Genomic DNA, 14618 nt, shown 5'->3' on the forward strand with positions numbered 1-14618 from the left:
CGGTGCTTTCCAGGTTCCCGCTCTCGCGTTTCCCTTTCCGGCGGTTCCGACTCTATCAGATCCTTTCGGGCCTGACTCCCAGTCAGAGGGGCTTGCCTTCGCGGCTGTTGGGCCGTTCCGACGAGTGAGACTTTAGCGGATTCCGTTGCCCCGCGCTAATCGGGGCTGCGTTCTTTCGAACGCGGATTCCTCATTTCGCAAATACGCACACCAATTCAACGACGGCAGCCGGATCGACGGCAGTCGACTGGTGGTTGGTACTTGCGGAATGGCTGTCCGGGGACCGACCGGGGTCGGCGCTCACGTCGGACAACTCGGAGAACAGTACGTAGGCGGGCCAGGCGTGTCAACTCACCTCCGGACCGGTCCCTGGAGGCGTAACCTGGCCCCCATGACGACGCGTACGTACACCCAGCAGTGGTGGGCCGCCTGACGGCGGCCGGACGTACGTATGCATCCAACGGCCGCCGCCTCGGCGGCCGTTCTCGTATCTCCCTCCAGAGCTCCTGAGGGTCGGCCGCCAGGGGCGGCGGTCTCGACCAGGAAGTGGAGTAGAGATGACACGGGTCTTCAGTGGGATCAAGCCGACCGGGCATCTGACGCTGGGGAACTACCTCGGGGCCATGCGGCGGTGGGCGGCCGTCGATCAGCACCAGGCCGACGCCCTGTTCTGTGTGGTCGACCTGCACGCGCTGACCGTGGACCACGATCCGGCGCGGGTGCAGCGGCTCAGCAGGCAGGCGGCGACGCTGCTGCTGGCCTCGGGGCTGGATCCGGAGCTGTGCACCGTGTTCGTACAGAGTCATGTCGACGAGCACGCGCGGCTGTCGTACGTGCTGGAGTGCGTGGCCACGGACGGCGAGATGCGGCGGATGATCCAGTACAAGGAGAAGGCCGCGCGGGAACGGGAGCGGGGCGGGAGCGTGCGGCTGTCGCTGCTGACGTATCCCGTGCTGATGGCGGCGGACATCCTGGCGTACGGGGCCGACGAGGTGCCGGTCGGGGACGACCAGACGCAGCATGTGGAGCTGACGCGAGACCTCGCGGTGCGGTTCAACCAGCGCTACGGGCACACCTTCGTGGTGCCCCGGGCGACGCCGCCCGCGGTGGGGGCGCGGGTCATGAACCTTCAGGACCCCCTCTCGAAGATGGGGAAGAGCGATGACACCGGGCCAGGGATCGTCTATCTGCTCGACGAGCCGGACGTGGTGCGGAAGAAGGTCATGCGGGCCGTGACCGACAGCGGGCGTGAGGTCGTGTACGACCGGGAGGCGCGGCCGGGACTCGCGAACCTGCTGGAGATCCTCGCTGCGTGCACGGGTGGGAACCCGGAGGAGCTGAGCGGTGTATATGAGACGTACGGCGCCTTGAAGAAGGACACCGCGGAGGCCGTGGTCGGGGTCCTCAGGCCCGTGCAGGAGAGGCACAAGGCGTTGTGCGCGGATCCTGGCTATGTGGAAGGGGTGCTGCGGGATGGTGCGCGGAAGGCTCGGGCGATGGCGCGGCCGACCGTCGATGCGGCGTACCGGGCGATCGGGTTGCTGCCGGCGGCCGCGGATATCGCGGTGACCGTGTAGGGCGTGCGCCGGGCCGCTCTCCGGGGTGAGGGCGGCCGGGCGGGGTCAGCTGTTGCCGGAGGCCAGTTCGCGACTGCGGTCGCGGGCCGCTTCGAGGGCGGCGATGAGGGCTGCTCGTACGCCGTGGTTCTCGAGTTCGCGGATGGCGCTGATCGTGGTGCCCGCGGGGGACGTGACGTTCTCGCGGAGCTTGACCGGGTGCTCGCCGCTGTCGCGGAGCATCGTGGCGGCGCCGATCGCGGACTGGACGATGAGGTCGTGGGCCTTGTCGCGGGGCAGGCCGAGCAGGATGCCGGCGTCCGTCATGGCTTCGACCAGGTAGAAGAAGTACGCCGGGCCGGAGCCGGAGAGGGCGGTGCAGGCGTCCTGCTGGGACTCGGGGACGCGGAGCGTCTTGCCGACGGCGCCGAAGATCTCCTCGGCGTGGGCGAGGTGCTCGGCGGTGGCGTGGCTGCCGGCGGAGATGACGGACATGGCCTCGTCGACGAGGGCGGGGGTGTTCGTCATGACGCGGACGACCGGGGTGCCCGTGGCGAGGCGCTCCTCGAAGAAGGAGGTGGGGATGCCTGCCGCACCGCTGATGATCAGGCGGTCGGTGGGGACGTGCGGGGCGAGTTCGTCCAGGAGGGTGCCCATGTCCTGCGGCTTGACCGTGAGGATCAGGGTGTCGGCGGTCTTGGCGGCCTCGGCGTTGGTGACCGGGCTGACTCCGTAGCGCGTGCGGAGTTCTTCGGCCCGTTCCTGGCGGCGGGCGGTGACCAGGAGGTCGGCGGGGGCCCAGCCGCCTCGGATCATTCCGCTGAGCAGGGCTTCGCCGATCTTGCCGGTGCCGAGGACTGCGACTTTCTGGGTCATGGCTGCGGGTGCCCTCCGGGTTCTCGTCGTCCGGGGTTCATCCTCGCACCGGGGGTGGGTGTGCGGCTCGGCTGTCCGGCTGGCGGGATGTGGGCGGTGGGGGTCGGCTATGCCGTGCGTCGGCGCAGCGTCGCCGCTCCCAGGGCCAGGACGAGCAGGGCGCAACCGGCGACGATCAGCGCGTCGCGGACGAAGGCGGCGGTCATGTCGGTGTGCCTGAGGACTTCGTTCATGCCGTCGACGGCGTAGGACATGGGCAGGACGTCGGAGATGGCCTCCAGGACGGGGTGCATGTTGTCGCGCGGGGTGAACAGTCCGCAGAGGAGGAGCTGGGGGAAGATCACGGCCGGCATGAACTGGACGGCCTGGAACTCGGAGGCGGCGAAGGCCGAGACGAAGAGGCCGAGGGCGGTGCCGAGGAGGGCGTCGAGCAGGGCGACCAGGAGGAGCAGCCAGGGGCTGCCGGTGACGTCCAGGCCGAGGAACCAGACGGCGAGGCCGGTGGCCAGGGCGGACTGGATGATCGCGAGGGTGCCGAAGGCGAGGGCGTAGCCGGCGATGAGGTCACCTTTGCCGAGCGGTAGGGCGAGGAGGCGTTCGAGGGTGCCGGAGGTGCGTTCGCGCAGGGTGGCGATGGAGGTGACCAGGAACATCGTGATCAGCGGGAAGATCCCGAGGAGGGAGGCGCCGATGCTGTCGAAGGTGCGGGGGCTGCCGTCGAAGACGTAGCGGAGCAGGAGCAGCATCACGCAGGGGATGAGGATCATCAGCGCGATGGTGCGGGGGTCGTGGCGTAGCTGGCGCAGGACGCGGGCCGCGGTGGCGGTGGTGCGGGAGAGGTTGAGGGCGCTCGTCGGGGCGGGGGTGACCGGCGTGGTGGCGGGCGTGGTGGTGGGCGTGGTGCTCATCGGGGGGTCTCTTCCTTCTTGCGTCCGGCCGCGACGGCCTCGTCGACGAGGTGCAGGAAGGCCGCTTCGACGGTCTCGGTGCCGGTGCGGGTGCGCAGGGCGTCGGGGGTGTCGTCGGCGAGGATCCGGCCCTCGCGCATGAGGAGGAGGCGGTGGCAGCGCTCGGCCTCGTCCATGACGTGGGAGGAGATGAGGAGGGTCGCTCCGCGCTGGGTGGCGATGTCGTGGAAGAGGGCCCACAGGTCGCGGCGGAGGACGGGGTCGAGGCCGACGGTCGGCTCGTCGAGGACCAGCAGCTCGGGGGTGCCGAGGAGGGCGACGGCCAGGGAGACGCGGCTGCGCTGGCCGCCGGAGAGGTTGCCGGCGAGGGCGTCGGTGTGGCTGGTGAGGTCGACGTCCTCGATGACGCGGGTGACGTCGGCGTGCCGTCGGTCGGCGGCCGCGTGGCCGGGGGCGAGGATCGCGGCGAAGTAGTCGAGGTTCTGGCGGACGGTCAGGTCGTCGTAGACGGAGGGGGCTTGGGTGACGTAGCCGATGCGGGTGCGCAGGGTGGCGTGGCCGGCGGGGCGGCCGAGGACGTCGAGGGTGCCGGTGACCTTGGCCTGGGTGCCGACGATGGAGCGCATGAGGGTGGACTTGCCGCATCCGGAGGGGCCCAGCAGTCCGGTGATCTGGCCGCGCGGGACGGTGAAGTCGAGGCCGCGCAGGACGGTACGGGGGCCGCGAGTCACGGTGAGGCCCTCGGCTCGGACGGCGGGGGTCTGGAGGGTCGCCGTGCCGGTGTCGGGTGGCTCGGAAGGGTAATTCATCATGTGATGAATAATGCTCCCGGGGGTGGACAGCGTCAAGCGGGGTGCGTTCGGCGGGGCGGGCGTGCGGAGGGGGATCGGAGCGGGGTGATCGGGGTGGGGTGATCGGAGTGGGGTGATCCGGTTCGTGTGCGTGGTCTGGCGGCCTGCTCTGCGCGGGGCCCCGGTCCCGGCGGGCAGGCGGCCCGGCAGTCCTGCCGCCCCGCCCTGCTCAGGGCCCAGGGGCCCGGCGACCCAGGGGTCCGTGGGGGCCGCGCTCCTCCCGCCCCGCGTGTCGGGCTCAGGGTTTGGTGAGCAGCAGGATGACGTCGTAGACCTCCTCCAGGACACCGTCCGGGAAGGTGCGAAGGAGGTGAGCGCGCTCCTCGGTGAGGAAGGCGGCGGTGGTCTCCTCGTTCTGGACCAGGAAGGTGGAGTGGCTGCCGAGGTTGGCGAGGTGGGTGTCGACGGTGACGCGGCGGCTCCAGCGGACCTCGCGGCGGGTGAAGGCGAGGCGCTCGGCGGGGTCGGCCACGTGGGCGTTGATGTTCAGTTTCTCCTCGGCGATGTTCAGGCCGAGGTGGCGTTCGACGCGGCGGGCGGCCTGGGCGATCCAAGGCACGTCGAGGGCCTCGGTGTTCCACCACAGGGCGAGCGCGCCGCCCGGGCGCAGGACACGGACGGCTTCCGGGAGCGCACGGCTCGGGTCGGTCCAGTGCCAGGCCTGGGCGTAGGTGAGGAGGTCGGCGGAGTCGTCGGCGAGGGGCAGGGTGTTGCCGTCGCCGCGGACGACCGGGATGTCGGGGTGGCCGCGGCGGAACTCGGCGGCCATGCCGGCGCCGGGTTCGACGGCGATCACGTCGGCGCCGCGGGCGTGCAGCAGGGCGGTCGCTATGCCGGTGCCGGCGCCGATGTCCACGACGCGGGAGCCGGTGAGCGGGCGGCCGGCGAGGTCCCCGATCGCGTCGAAGAGGGCGGGCGGGTAGGAGGGGCGGCTCGCCGCGTACTGGGCTGCGGCCGCGTTGAAGCAGTGGGCGCGGTCGGTGTGCGAGGGAGCCGTCATACGGCCATGGTGACCGGGCCCGGGGTGCGCGGTGGTGGTTTTCGGTGTCCGGCGGGGCCGGTCAGGAGCGGCGGCGCTTCTTGGAGGGGTTGCCGGTACGGCGGGAGGTGCGCTTCTCGTACTGCTGGACGGCGTCCTCGTACTCCGCGCGGTGGAGCTTCTCGCCCGGGGCCTCGGTGAGGGAGCGGAGGAAGTAGGCGAGGAGGGAGCCGACGAAGCCGATGGCGAGCAGGCCGCGCAGGGACGCCTGGCGGTCGGGGTCGGCGCGCCGGGTGAAGCCGCTCCAGGTGTGGCGGAAGGCGAGGGCGCTGCAGATCGCGAACATGACGACCATGAGCAGGGTCACGAAGCTGCCGATGTCCGCGATCTGGAGCCCCTGGAAGGCGAAGCGCAGGACCAGGCAGGAGAGGACCGCGACGGCGAGGGAGCCGACGGCCGCGCCGATTCGGCGGAGGGTGTAGCCGTCGGTGTGGTCGACCCATGTGGTGCCGAAGAAGCGGATGGGTTCCGGGCGGGGGCCGGTCGGGGGGCCCGCGCTTGCCTGGGTGCCGTGTTCGTCGCTCACGCGTCGATTATGGCTGCGGATGGGCGCGGGCTCCGCGGGGGCTCGGCTGCGGGCGGTCGCGTGGCCGTCGCCGCCAGAGCCTAGTCGCCGGTCTCGGCACCGCCACCGAGGCCTCCGTACGGGGAGTGCGTCAGGCGCATCGGGGGGCGACGTGACCGTCGCCACCGGTCCGGACGTGGGTGTCCGAGACGAACTCGACGCTGCCGACCCGTACGGGCTGGTGATCGTGGTGCTCGGTGTGCGGCGTCCGGCTGTGGCGTCCGGGAGGCGGATCGCCGGGTCGGCCGCTTCGGGCAGGCGTCGGCGATCCGGTCCCTCACGTACTGGTCGGGTGGGTCACACGGAGCAGCCGACCCGTACGGGCCCGTGATCGTGGTGCTCGGTGTCCGGCGTCCGGCTGTGGCGTTCCGGAGGCGGATCGCCGGGTCGGCCCCTTCGGGCAGGCGTCGGCGATCCGGTCCCTCACGTACTGGTCGCGTGGGTCACACGGAGCAGCGGGGTCGGACGTAGCCGTCGCTGCCGGTGTTCACGTAGGCGTCCGAGACGTACTTGCCGTTGGCGATCGAGTCCCAGATGTTGGTCGTGCCGTAGGGACCGGTGACGTTCGTGCCAGGGGTCTGGCAGATGATCGCGACCTTGGAGCCCTCGGGGAGGACGTCCACGATCGGGTAGCCGGTGCCGGGACCGCTGCGGACGTTGAGCCGCACGCCCGGGGCGATCGAGTAGTAGCGCACGGTCGTGGCCGTGGCCACGGCGGTCTCCCGCTCGTTGCCCTCGGCCTCTTCGATGCTGTCAACAGACATGAAAGTCCTCCCCCGTTGAGCCCCACGCATGCCGTGGGCCCCGTTGATTCCCCTGCGTCACGTCACTGAACAGACGTGCGCGACTCGAACACGAACGCTAGCAAGCCGCCTCTGACTCGTACGAGTCATCGACTAGGCTCCGTGCGTCGCGCGCGCGGACGAACAGCACGGGGGTGGTCCCATGGCGCCACATCACAACGCCGGAGCGGGCGCGGAAGCGGAACTTCCCGATTACGCCGGTCACTACCGTCTGGAGTCCCGTCTGGGGTCCGGTGGCATGGGTGTCGTGCACCGCGCCCGCAGTGCCTCGGGGATGACGCTCGCGGTGAAGATCGTGCATGCCGAGTTCGCCAAGGACCCGGAGTTCAGGGGCCGTTTCCGGCAGGAGGTGGCGGCCGCGCGGAAGGTCAGCGGGGCGTTCACCGCGCCGGTCGTCGACGCCGACCCCGAGGCCGACCGGCCGTGGATGGCCACCCTGTTCATTCCGGGGCCGACGCTCTCCGACGAGGTGAAGCGGAACGGCCCCATGACCGCAGCGCAGTTGCGGCGGCTGATGGCCGGGCTCGCCGAGGCGCTGCGCGACATCCACCGGGTCGGTGTCGTCCACCGTGATCTCAAGCCGAGCAACGTCCTGCTCGCCGAGGACGGTCCGAAGGTCATCGACTTCGGTATCTCCCGGCCGAAGGACAGCGAACTACGCACCGAGACCGGGAAGTTGATCGGCACGCCGCCGTTCATGGCGCCCGAGCAGTTCCGGCGCCCCCGGGAGGTGGGGCCGGCCGCCGACATCTTCGCGCTGGGTTCGGTGATCGTGCACGCGGCCACGGGGCGTGGGCCGTTCGACTCCGACAGCCCGTATGTCGTCGCCTACCAGGTCGTGCACGACGAGCCGGACCTGACCGGCGTACCGGAGAACCTCGCGCCGCTCGTCGAGCGGTGTCTGGCCAAGGAGCCCGAGGACCGGCCCACGCCCGACGAGTTGATGCGGGAGCTGCGGTCGGTCGCGGCCTCGTACGACACGCAGACGTTCATACCCGCGCAGCGGACCGTCGACAGACCCGGGCCGGAGCGGCGCACCGAGGACAACGAGCCCTCCCCCAGGCGGCGTTCGTGGAAGGCGGTCGTGTTCGGGGCCGGGGCACTGGTCCTCGCCGTCCTCGTGACCCTGGTCTCGCTCCCGTTCCTGAACGAGGACGGCACCTCGGCGAAGAGCGGCCCGGCCTCCACCACGGTCGCTCGTTTCAGCCCGTGGGCCGAGAAGCCGGCGGGCGAGGACGGCGGCCTCCCCCGGTGTGCGAACGGGCCACGACAACTGCTGTGCACGCAGACCGGGTTGGTCACCGCGCTCGATCCGGCCGACGGCCGGGTGCTGTGGCGGCACGCGCTCGGCAAGGGAGAGGCCGCCGGTGGGGCGCCGGTTCTGTCCGGGGGCCTGGTCCATGTGCTGACGCACGCGGGGAAGCGGATCCTCGCGCTCGATCCGGCGTCGGGCGGCACGCGCTGGGAGCTGGACGTCTCCGCCTATCGCAGCTTCGTGCACGCGCGCGGCATGCTGCTGCTGACGGGCAAGGACGGCAAGGTCACCGGCGTCGACAGCGCGTCGGGCGAGACCCGGTGGAGCCGACGGATACCCGGGTTGAACGCCCAGTACCTCGACGTGTTCCCCGGCAGCCCCTGGGCGTACGCCACGACGAGTGCGGCCGGCGGAGCACGCACCCGTGTCACGGCGGTGGATCCGGCCACCGGCGAGGTGCGGTGGGACGAGCGGCTCGACGGCAGGCTCAGTCCTGTCGGCGCCTCGGCCGACAGCGTCTTCTTCCTGGCCGGCGGTGGCTACTACGACGCGGCGAGCGCCGTGGTCCGCTACGACACCACGTCCAAGGCCTCCCGGCGGGTGGCGTTGGCCGCGCCCGCCGACCAGGCGCAGGCCACCGTGCACGGCGACATCGTCTATCTCGTGGGGGCCGGCGGTTCCATGGTGGCCGTCGACATGGCCGCGAAGAAGCGGTTGTGGGCGCTGGAGACGTCGGTGAGCCAGAGTTCGGCGCCCGTGACCGACGGCCGCCACGTCTACGTCACCGCCCCCGACGGGCGGCTGCTCGCCGTCTCCGCCGACGACGGAGAGCTGGTCGGGCAGACGCCGCTGCGGCTCGGCCGGGAGACCGACCAGGTCACCTCGTCCCTGCCGGTCCCCGTCCTCGCCGCCGGTCACCTCTACGCAGCCGCCCCCGACGGCACCGTCTTCGCGGTCGACCCCCGCTCCCCCACCGCCTGGTGACACGGGAAGGGCCGCCCCGGAAGGGACGGCCCCGCTGAACGCGACCCGGTTCAGCCCAGCTTCGAGACGTCCCGCACCGCGCCCTTGTCCGCGCTCGTCGCCATCGCGGCGTACGCCTTCAGCGCGGCCGAGACCTTGCGCTCGCGGTTCTTCGGGGCGTACACCCCGCCCAGCGCGGCGTCGCGGCGGGCGAGCTCGGCGTCGTCGACGAGGAGCTCGATGGTGCGGCCCGGGATGTCGATGCGGATGCGGTCGCCGTCCTCGACGAGGGCGATCGTGCCGCCGGCCGCGGCCTCGGGGGACGCGTGGCCGATGGACAGACCCGACGTGCCGCCGGAGAAGCGGCCGTCGGTGACCAAGGCGCAGGCCTTCCCGAGGCCGCGGCCCTTGAGGTACGAGGTCGGGTAGAGCATCTCCTGCATGCCGGGGCCGCCCTTGGGGCCCTCGTAGCGGATGACGACGACGTCGCCCTCCTTGACCTGCTGGGTGAGGATCTTCTGGACGGCTTCCTCCTGGGACTCGCAGACGACCGCGGGGCCCTCGAAGGTCCAGATGGACTCGTCGACGCCGGCCGTCTTCACCACGCAGCCGTCGACCGCGAGGTTGCCCTTGAGAACCGCCAGGCCGCCGTCCTTGGAGTACGCGTGCTCGGCGCTGCGGATGCAGCCGCCCTCGGCGTCCTCGTCGAGCGTGTCCCAGCGCTCCGACTGGGAGAAGGCCTCCGCCGAGCGGACGCAGCCCGGGGCCGCGTGCCACAGGTCGACCGCCTCGGGCGACGGGGAGCCGCCGCGCACGTCCCAGGTCTTCAGCCAGTCAGCCAGGGACGGGCTGTGGACCGAGTGGACGTCCTCCCGCAGCAGACCCGCGCGGTGCAGTTCGCCGAGCAGGGCGGGGATGCCGCCGGCGCGGTGCACGTCCTCCATGTAGTACGTGCGGTTCTTGGCGACGTTCGGGGCCACCTTCGCCAGGCACGGGACCCGGCGGGAGACGGCGTCGATCTCCTCCAGACCGAAGGGGACGCCCGCCTCCTGGGCCGCCGCCAGCAGGTGCAGGATCGTGTTGGTCGAGCCGCCCATGGCGATGTCGAGGGCCATGGCGTTCTCGAAGGCCGCGAAGGAGGCGATCGCGCGCGGCAGGACCGTCTCGTCGTCCTGCTCGTAGTAGCGGCGGGTGATGTCCATCACCGTGCGCGCCGCGTCCTCGTAGAGGCGGCGGCGGGCGGTGTGGGTGGCCAGGGTGGAGCCGTTGCCCGGCAGGGAGAGGCCGATGGCCTCGGTCAGGCAGTTCATCGAGTTGGCCGTGAACATGCCGGAACAGGAGCCGCAGGTCGGACAGGCGTTCTCCTCGATGCGGAGCATGTCCTCATCGGAGATCTTGTCGTTCACGGCGTCGGACATCGCGTCGACCAGGTCGAGCGTGCGGACCGAGCCGTCGACCAGCGTGGCGCGGCCGGACTCCATCGGGCCGCCGGAGACGAAGACCGTGGGGATGTTCAGCCGCAGGGCGGCGTTGAGCATGCCCGGGGTGATCTTGTCGCAGTTGGAGATGCAGATCAGGGCGTCGGCGCAGTGGGCCTCGACCATGTACTCGACCGAGTCCGCGATCAGGTCGCGGGAGGGCAGGGAGTACAGCATGCCGCCGTGGCCCATGGCGATGCCGTCGTCCACCGCGATGGTGTTGAACTCGCGCGGGATGCCGCCGGCCGCGACGATCGCCTCGCTGACGATCCGGCCGACCGGCTGGAGGTGGGTGTGGCCGGGCACGAACTCGGTGAAGGAGTTGGCCACGGCGATGATCGGCTTCCGTCCGATGTCCGCGCCGGGTACACCGGAGGCACGCATAAGGGCGCGGGCGCCCGCCATGTTGCGGCCGTGGGTGACTGTGCGGGACCTCAGCTCGGGCATCGTCGCTCGCTCCTTCAGACAGATAGGGCTGATATCGAGCGTACGCCGGTCATCCAGGGTGCGGACACCATGTCCGTCATACGGGACGACCGTCTCACCTCACGCGGCGTTCACGGGTCCGTCAGGTGACCCTGCACCACCGGCGCCAGCCGCGCGATGATCTGCTCCACGTCCGCCGACGCCAGCGGCTCCACCTTGATCACGTACCGGAGCATGGCCGTCCCCACCAACTGCGCGGCCGCCAGCTCGGCGCGCAGTTCGGCGTCCGGCAGATCGACCTGGGCGGCGATACGGCGCATCAGCTGGGAGGCGACGATGCGGCGGAAGACGGCGGCCGCGGTCTCGTTGTTGACCGCGGAGCGGACGATCGCCAGCAGGGGCGTACGGGTGGCCGGGTTCTCCCAGACGCCGAACACGAAGCGGGTCAGACGCTCGCCGACGCCCTCCAGCGGGCCGTCGGCGACCGCCTCCCCCGCGCCGAACGCGGGCGCCGCGGCCAACTCGATCGCCGCCTCGAAGACCTGCTCCTTGGTGCCGAAGTAGTGGTGCACCAGCGCCGGGTCGACGCCCGCCGCCTTCGCGATCGCGCGCACCGACGTCTTCTCGTAGCCCCGCTCGGAGAACTCCTCGCGGGCCGCGGTCAGGATGCGGTCGCGGGTGTCGGCCGACTCCGTACGAGGGGGGCGGCCCCGTCCGCGCGCGGCGACCGGGCCGGTCACGGCCTCGGCACCTTCACCGGCGACGCCAGGTGGAGGCGGGTGAACGCCAGCGCCTCCGCCAGGTCGGCCTCACGTTCGGCGCTGGACATCGCCCGCCGGGTGTTGACCTCGATGACGACATGGCCGTCGAACCCGGTCAGGGCGAGACGTTCCAGCAGCTCGGCGCACGGCTGGGTGCCGCGCCCCGGGACGAGGTGCTCGTCCTTGGCCGAGCCCCGCCCGTCGGCGAGGTGGACGTGGCCGAGGCGGTCCCCCATCCGGTCGGCCATCTCCAGCGCGTCGGAACGGGCCGTCGCCGAATGGCTGAGGTCGATCGTGAAGTGGCGGTAGTCCTCTTTCGTCACGTCCCAGTCGGGGGCGTACGCGAGCATCTCGCGGTCGCGGTAGCGCCAGGGGTACATGTTCTCGACGGCGAAGCGGACGTCGGTCTCGTTCGCCATCCGCCAGATGCCGCTGACGAAGTCACGGGCGTACTGGCGCTGCCAGCGGAACGGCGGGTGCACGACGACCGTGGACGCCCCGAGCTTCTCGGCGGCCGCCCGGGCACGCTGGAGCTTGACCCAGGGGTCGGTGGACCACACGCGCTGCGTGATGAGCAGACACGGGGCGTGGACGGCGAGGACGGGGATCCGGTGGTAGTCGGAGAGGCGGCGCAGCGCTTCGATGTCCTGGCTCACCGGGTCGGTCCACACCATGACCTCGACGCCGTCGTAGCCCAGGCGTGCGGCGATCTCGAAGGCCGTCGCCGTGGACTCCGGGTAGACGGAGGCCGTGGAGAGCGCCACCTTCGCATCCGGGATCCGTACGACTGGTTCTGCCACGGGGGCCAGCCTAAAGGGTCGGGTCGGGTGGGTGCGGGGTCCCTGTTCGCTGTTGTGGTGCTCGCCACGCGCGCGTGCGGGACGCTTGTTGGCTGCTGGGGTGCGCGCCACGCACGCGCGGGGCGCCTGTACGGGTGCGGGGCGCTTGTTCGCTGTTGTGGTGCTCGCCACGCACGCGGGGCGCCCGTACGTGTGTGAGGCGTCTGTTCGCTGTCGTCGTGCTCACCACGCCCGCGTGCAGGGCGCCTGTTCGCCGTTGCGGTGCCGGCCACGCGCGCGTGCCGGGCGCCGCTCGCCCCACGCGTGCGGGGCGGCTGTTCATCGCTGTGGTGCTCGCCACGCGCGCGTGCCGTTCGCCTGCTCGCCGTCGTAGTGCACGCCACGCGCGCGTGCGGATGCGTGCGGGGTCGCTCGGGCGGTGCCGTACTCCCCCGCGTGCGTCACGCGGAGCCCATGTGATCGAGCCGTCGCAGGATGACGCCCTCGCGCAGCGCCCACGGACAGATCTCCAGGGTCTCCACGCCGAACAGGTCCATCGCCCCCTCGGCCACCAGGGCACCCGCGAGCAGCTGGCCCGCGCGGCCCTCGGACACCCCGGGCAGCTCCCCGCGCTCCACGGTCGTCATGCCCGCCAGCTGCGGCACCCATGCCTCCAGGGACTCCCGCTTCAGCTCGCGCTGGACGTACAGGCCCTCGGCGGAGCGGGCGGCACCGGCGAGACGGGCCAGCTGCTTGAAGGTCTTGGAGGTGCCGACCACGTGGTCCGGGGCGCCGAAGCGGGTGAACTCGCCGACGGTCCGGGCTATCTGGGCGCGGACATGGCGTCGCAGCGCCCTTACGTCCTCCGGGTCCGGGGGGTCGCCCGGCAGCCAGCCCGCGGTGAGCCGACCGGCGCCCAGCGGCAGCGAGACCGCCGCGTCGGGCTCCTCGTCGAGGCCGTAGGCGATCTCCAGGGAGCCGCCGCCGATGTCGAGGACCAGCAGCTTCCCCGCCGACCAGCCGAACCAGCGGCGGGCAGCGAGGAAGGTGAGCCGGGCCTCCTCGGCGCCGGTGAGGACCTGGAGCCGGACGCCGGTCTCGGCCTGCACGCGCGCGAGGACGTCGTCGGCGTTGCTGGCCTCGCGCACCGCGGAGGTGGCGAACGGCAGCACGTCCTCGGCGCCCTTGTCCTCGGCTGCCTGGAGGGCCTCCTTGACGACACGGATCAGTTTGTCGATCCCCTCGGGGCCGATCGCCCCGTCCTCGTCGAGGAGTTGGGCAAGGCGCAGCTCCGCCTTGTGCGAGTGCGCGGGCAGCGGGCGGGCGCCCGGGTGCGCGTCCACCACCAGCAGATGCACCGTGTTCGATCCCACGTCGAGGACACCGAGTCTCATGTACGGAACGCTACTGCCACCTGCGTGGTCGGCAGTGCTCGGAGTCTTGCCAAGCCACTTACCCTGGACACGTGCCAAAGACGAAAAAGGCGAAGGCCGACAAATCTTCCGGCAGTCCTTCGCAGGCGAAGTCGCCGGTGAGGTCGGAGCCGGGATCACCGGCGTCACCGGCCTCACCGAAGTCATCGAAGAAGGCGAAGCGGGCCCTGGCGGGCGACGAGAAGGGGCTCGACTTCGCGCGCGCGTGGGTGGAGTTCCCTGATCCGGCGGACGACGAGCAGGTCTTCCGCTGCGATCTGACCTGGCTGACCTCGCGCTGGAACTGCATCTTCGGCAGCGGCTGCCAGGGCATCCAGGCGGGCCGCGCGGCCGACGGGTGCTGCACGCTGGGCGCCCACTTCTCCGACGAGGACGACGAGAAGCGGGTCGCCGGACATGTGGCCAGACTCACTCCGGAGATCTGGCAGTTCCACGACGAGGGCACCGAGCACGGCTGGATCTCGGAGGACGAGGACGGCGACCGCCAGACCCGCCCCTTCAACGGTTCGTGCATCTTCCAGAACCGTCCCGGGTTCGCCGGCGGCGCGGGCTGCTCGCTGCACATCCTGGCGCTGCGGGAGGGCCGGGAGCCGCTGGAGACCAAGCCGGACGTCTGCTGGCAGCTTCCGGTGCGACGGACGTACGAGTGGATCGACCGGCCCGACGACACCCGGGTGCTCCAGGTGTCGATCGGTGAGTACGACCGCCGCGGCTGGGGTCCGGGCGGCCACGACCTGCACTGGTGGTGCACCTCGGCGACCTCGGCGCACGGCGCGGGCGACCCGGTGTACGTCTCCTACCGGCCGGAGCTGACCGAGCTGATGGGCAAGGCGGGCTACGACCGGCTGGTGGAGCTGTGCGAGCAGCGGCTGGCCGCGCAGCTGCCCCTGGTGGCCCCGCACCCCGCGGACCCGGTCGGCTAGCA

Annotated in this window: 13 protein-coding genes; 3 read left to right on the plus strand and 10 right to left on the minus strand. The window is 71.5% G+C overall.

Going from position 1 to position 14618, the window contains the following annotated elements; all coding sequences use genetic code 11:
- Positions 1-557: 557 nt before the first annotated feature.
- Positions 558-1577 (plus strand): tryptophan--tRNA ligase, encoded by a 1020-nt coding sequence (trpS, locus tag ACH41F_RS37450; RefSeq protein WP_398839530.1) that lies wholly within the window; start codon positions 558-560, stop codon positions 1575-1577.
- Between the two features lie 45 nt (positions 1578-1622).
- Here trpS and proC read toward each other — a convergent pair whose 3' ends face one another.
- The 6 genes from proC to ACH41F_RS37480 form a co-directional block, all read right to left on the minus strand.
- On the minus strand, positions 1623-2432 hold the full coding sequence (gene proC / locus ACH41F_RS37455; RefSeq protein ID WP_391241506.1) for a pyrroline-5-carboxylate reductase: 810 nt from the start codon (positions 2430-2432) through the stop codon (positions 1623-1625).
- 107 nt (positions 2433-2539) lie between these two features.
- Positions 2540-3340 carry an ABC transporter permease gene (locus ACH41F_RS37460; protein ID WP_398839531.1) on the minus strand — a complete coding sequence of 267 codons (801 nt, stop codon included), beginning with the start codon at positions 3338-3340 and terminating at the stop codon, positions 2540-2542.
- Entirely contained in the window at positions 3337-4152 is an 816-nt protein-coding gene (locus ACH41F_RS37465) for an ATP-binding cassette domain-containing protein (RefSeq protein WP_391241510.1), read from the minus strand. Before ACH41F_RS37465 ends, ACH41F_RS37460 begins: the two co-directional genes overlap by 4 nt.
- A gap of 277 nt (positions 4153-4429) precedes the next feature.
- A complete protein-coding gene (locus tag ACH41F_RS37470) occupies positions 4430-5191 on the minus strand; it encodes a class I SAM-dependent methyltransferase (protein ID WP_398839532.1) in 762 nt (253 codons plus the stop codon).
- Positions 5192-5252: 61 nt separating this feature from the next.
- Positions 5253-5756 carry an EamA/RhaT family transporter gene (locus tag ACH41F_RS37475; protein WP_391241515.1) on the minus strand — a complete coding sequence of 168 codons (504 nt, stop codon included), beginning with the start codon at positions 5754-5756 and terminating at the stop codon, positions 5253-5255.
- Between the two features lie 482 nt (positions 5757-6238).
- Positions 6239-6559 (minus strand): SH3 domain-containing protein, encoded by a 321-nt coding sequence (locus ACH41F_RS37480; RefSeq protein WP_391241518.1) that lies wholly within the window; start codon positions 6557-6559, stop codon positions 6239-6241.
- A 181-nt stretch (positions 6560-6740) separates the two neighbouring features.
- Between ACH41F_RS37480 and ACH41F_RS37485 the strand changes: the two genes are divergently transcribed.
- On the plus strand, positions 6741-8837 hold the full coding sequence (locus ACH41F_RS37485; RefSeq protein WP_391241520.1) for a PQQ-binding-like beta-propeller repeat protein: 2097 nt from the start codon (positions 6741-6743) through the stop codon (positions 8835-8837).
- Between the two features lie 50 nt (positions 8838-8887).
- Here the strand turns inward: ACH41F_RS37485 and ilvD are convergent, their stop codons facing one another.
- The 4 genes from ilvD to ACH41F_RS37505 all read right to left on the minus strand — a co-directional run bounded on the left by ilvD (position 8888) and on the right by ACH41F_RS37505 (position 13654).
- Positions 8888-10741, minus strand: a complete 1854-nt coding sequence (gene ilvD / locus ACH41F_RS37490; RefSeq protein WP_391241523.1) for a dihydroxy-acid dehydratase — start codon at positions 10739-10741, stop codon at positions 8888-8890.
- A gap of 110 nt (positions 10742-10851) precedes the next feature.
- Positions 10852-11460 (minus strand): TetR family transcriptional regulator, encoded by a 609-nt coding sequence (locus ACH41F_RS37495; RefSeq protein ID WP_391241526.1) that lies wholly within the window; start codon positions 11458-11460, stop codon positions 10852-10854.
- Positions 11457-12281, minus strand: a complete 825-nt coding sequence (locus ACH41F_RS37500; protein ID WP_391241529.1) for a TIM barrel protein — start codon at positions 12279-12281, stop codon at positions 11457-11459. Before ACH41F_RS37500 ends, ACH41F_RS37495 begins: the two co-directional genes overlap by 4 nt.
- A 440-nt stretch (positions 12282-12721) precedes the next feature.
- Entirely contained in the window at positions 12722-13654 is a 933-nt protein-coding gene (locus ACH41F_RS37505) for a Ppx/GppA family phosphatase (protein WP_391241532.1), read from the minus strand.
- A 71-nt stretch (positions 13655-13725) separates the two neighbouring features.
- Between ACH41F_RS37505 and ACH41F_RS37510 the strand changes: the two genes are divergently transcribed.
- Positions 13726-14616, plus strand: coding sequence for a hypothetical protein (locus ACH41F_RS37510; RefSeq protein WP_391241535.1), 891 nt, complete (start codon positions 13726-13728; stop codon positions 14614-14616).
- Positions 14617-14618 lie beyond the last annotated feature (2 nt).

The sequence above is a fragment of the Streptomyces sp. NPDC020489 genome, assembly GCF_044386545.1.
In the GTDB taxonomy this organism is placed as follows: Bacteria; Actinomycetota; Actinomycetes; order Streptomycetales; family Streptomycetaceae; genus Streptomyces.

Bases quoted from the DNA above. Each gene is read 5' to 3' on its own strand.
- ACH41F_RS37470 (WP_398839532.1), bottom strand. From the start codon at position 5,191: ATGACGGCTCCCTCGCACACCGACCGCGCCCACTGCTTCAACGCGGCC.
- trpS (WP_398839530.1), top strand. From the start codon at position 558: ATGACACGGGTCTTCAGTGGGATCAAGCCGACCGGGCATCTGACGCTG.
- ilvD (WP_391241523.1), bottom strand. From the start codon at position 10,741: ATGCCCGAGCTGAGGTCCCGCACAGTCACCCACGGCCGCAACATGGCG.
- ACH41F_RS37485 (WP_391241520.1), top strand. From the start codon at position 6,741: ATGGCGCCACATCACAACGCCGGAGCGGGCGCGGAAGCGGAACTTCCC.
- ACH41F_RS37460 (WP_398839531.1), bottom strand. From the start codon at position 3,340: ATGAGCACCACGCCCACCACCACGCCCGCCACCACGCCGGTCACCCCC.
- ACH41F_RS37505 (WP_391241532.1), bottom strand. From the start codon at position 13,654: ATGAGACTCGGTGTCCTCGACGTGGGATCGAACACGGTGCATCTGCTG.
- ACH41F_RS37480 (WP_391241518.1), bottom strand. From the start codon at position 6,559: ATGTCTGTTGACAGCATCGAAGAGGCCGAGGGCAACGAGCGGGAGACC.
- ACH41F_RS37465 (WP_391241510.1), bottom strand. From the start codon at position 4,152: ATGATGAATTACCCTTCCGAGCCACCCGACACCGGCACGGCGACCCTC.
- proC (WP_391241506.1), bottom strand. From the start codon at position 2,432: ATGACCCAGAAAGTCGCAGTCCTCGGCACCGGCAAGATCGGCGAAGCC.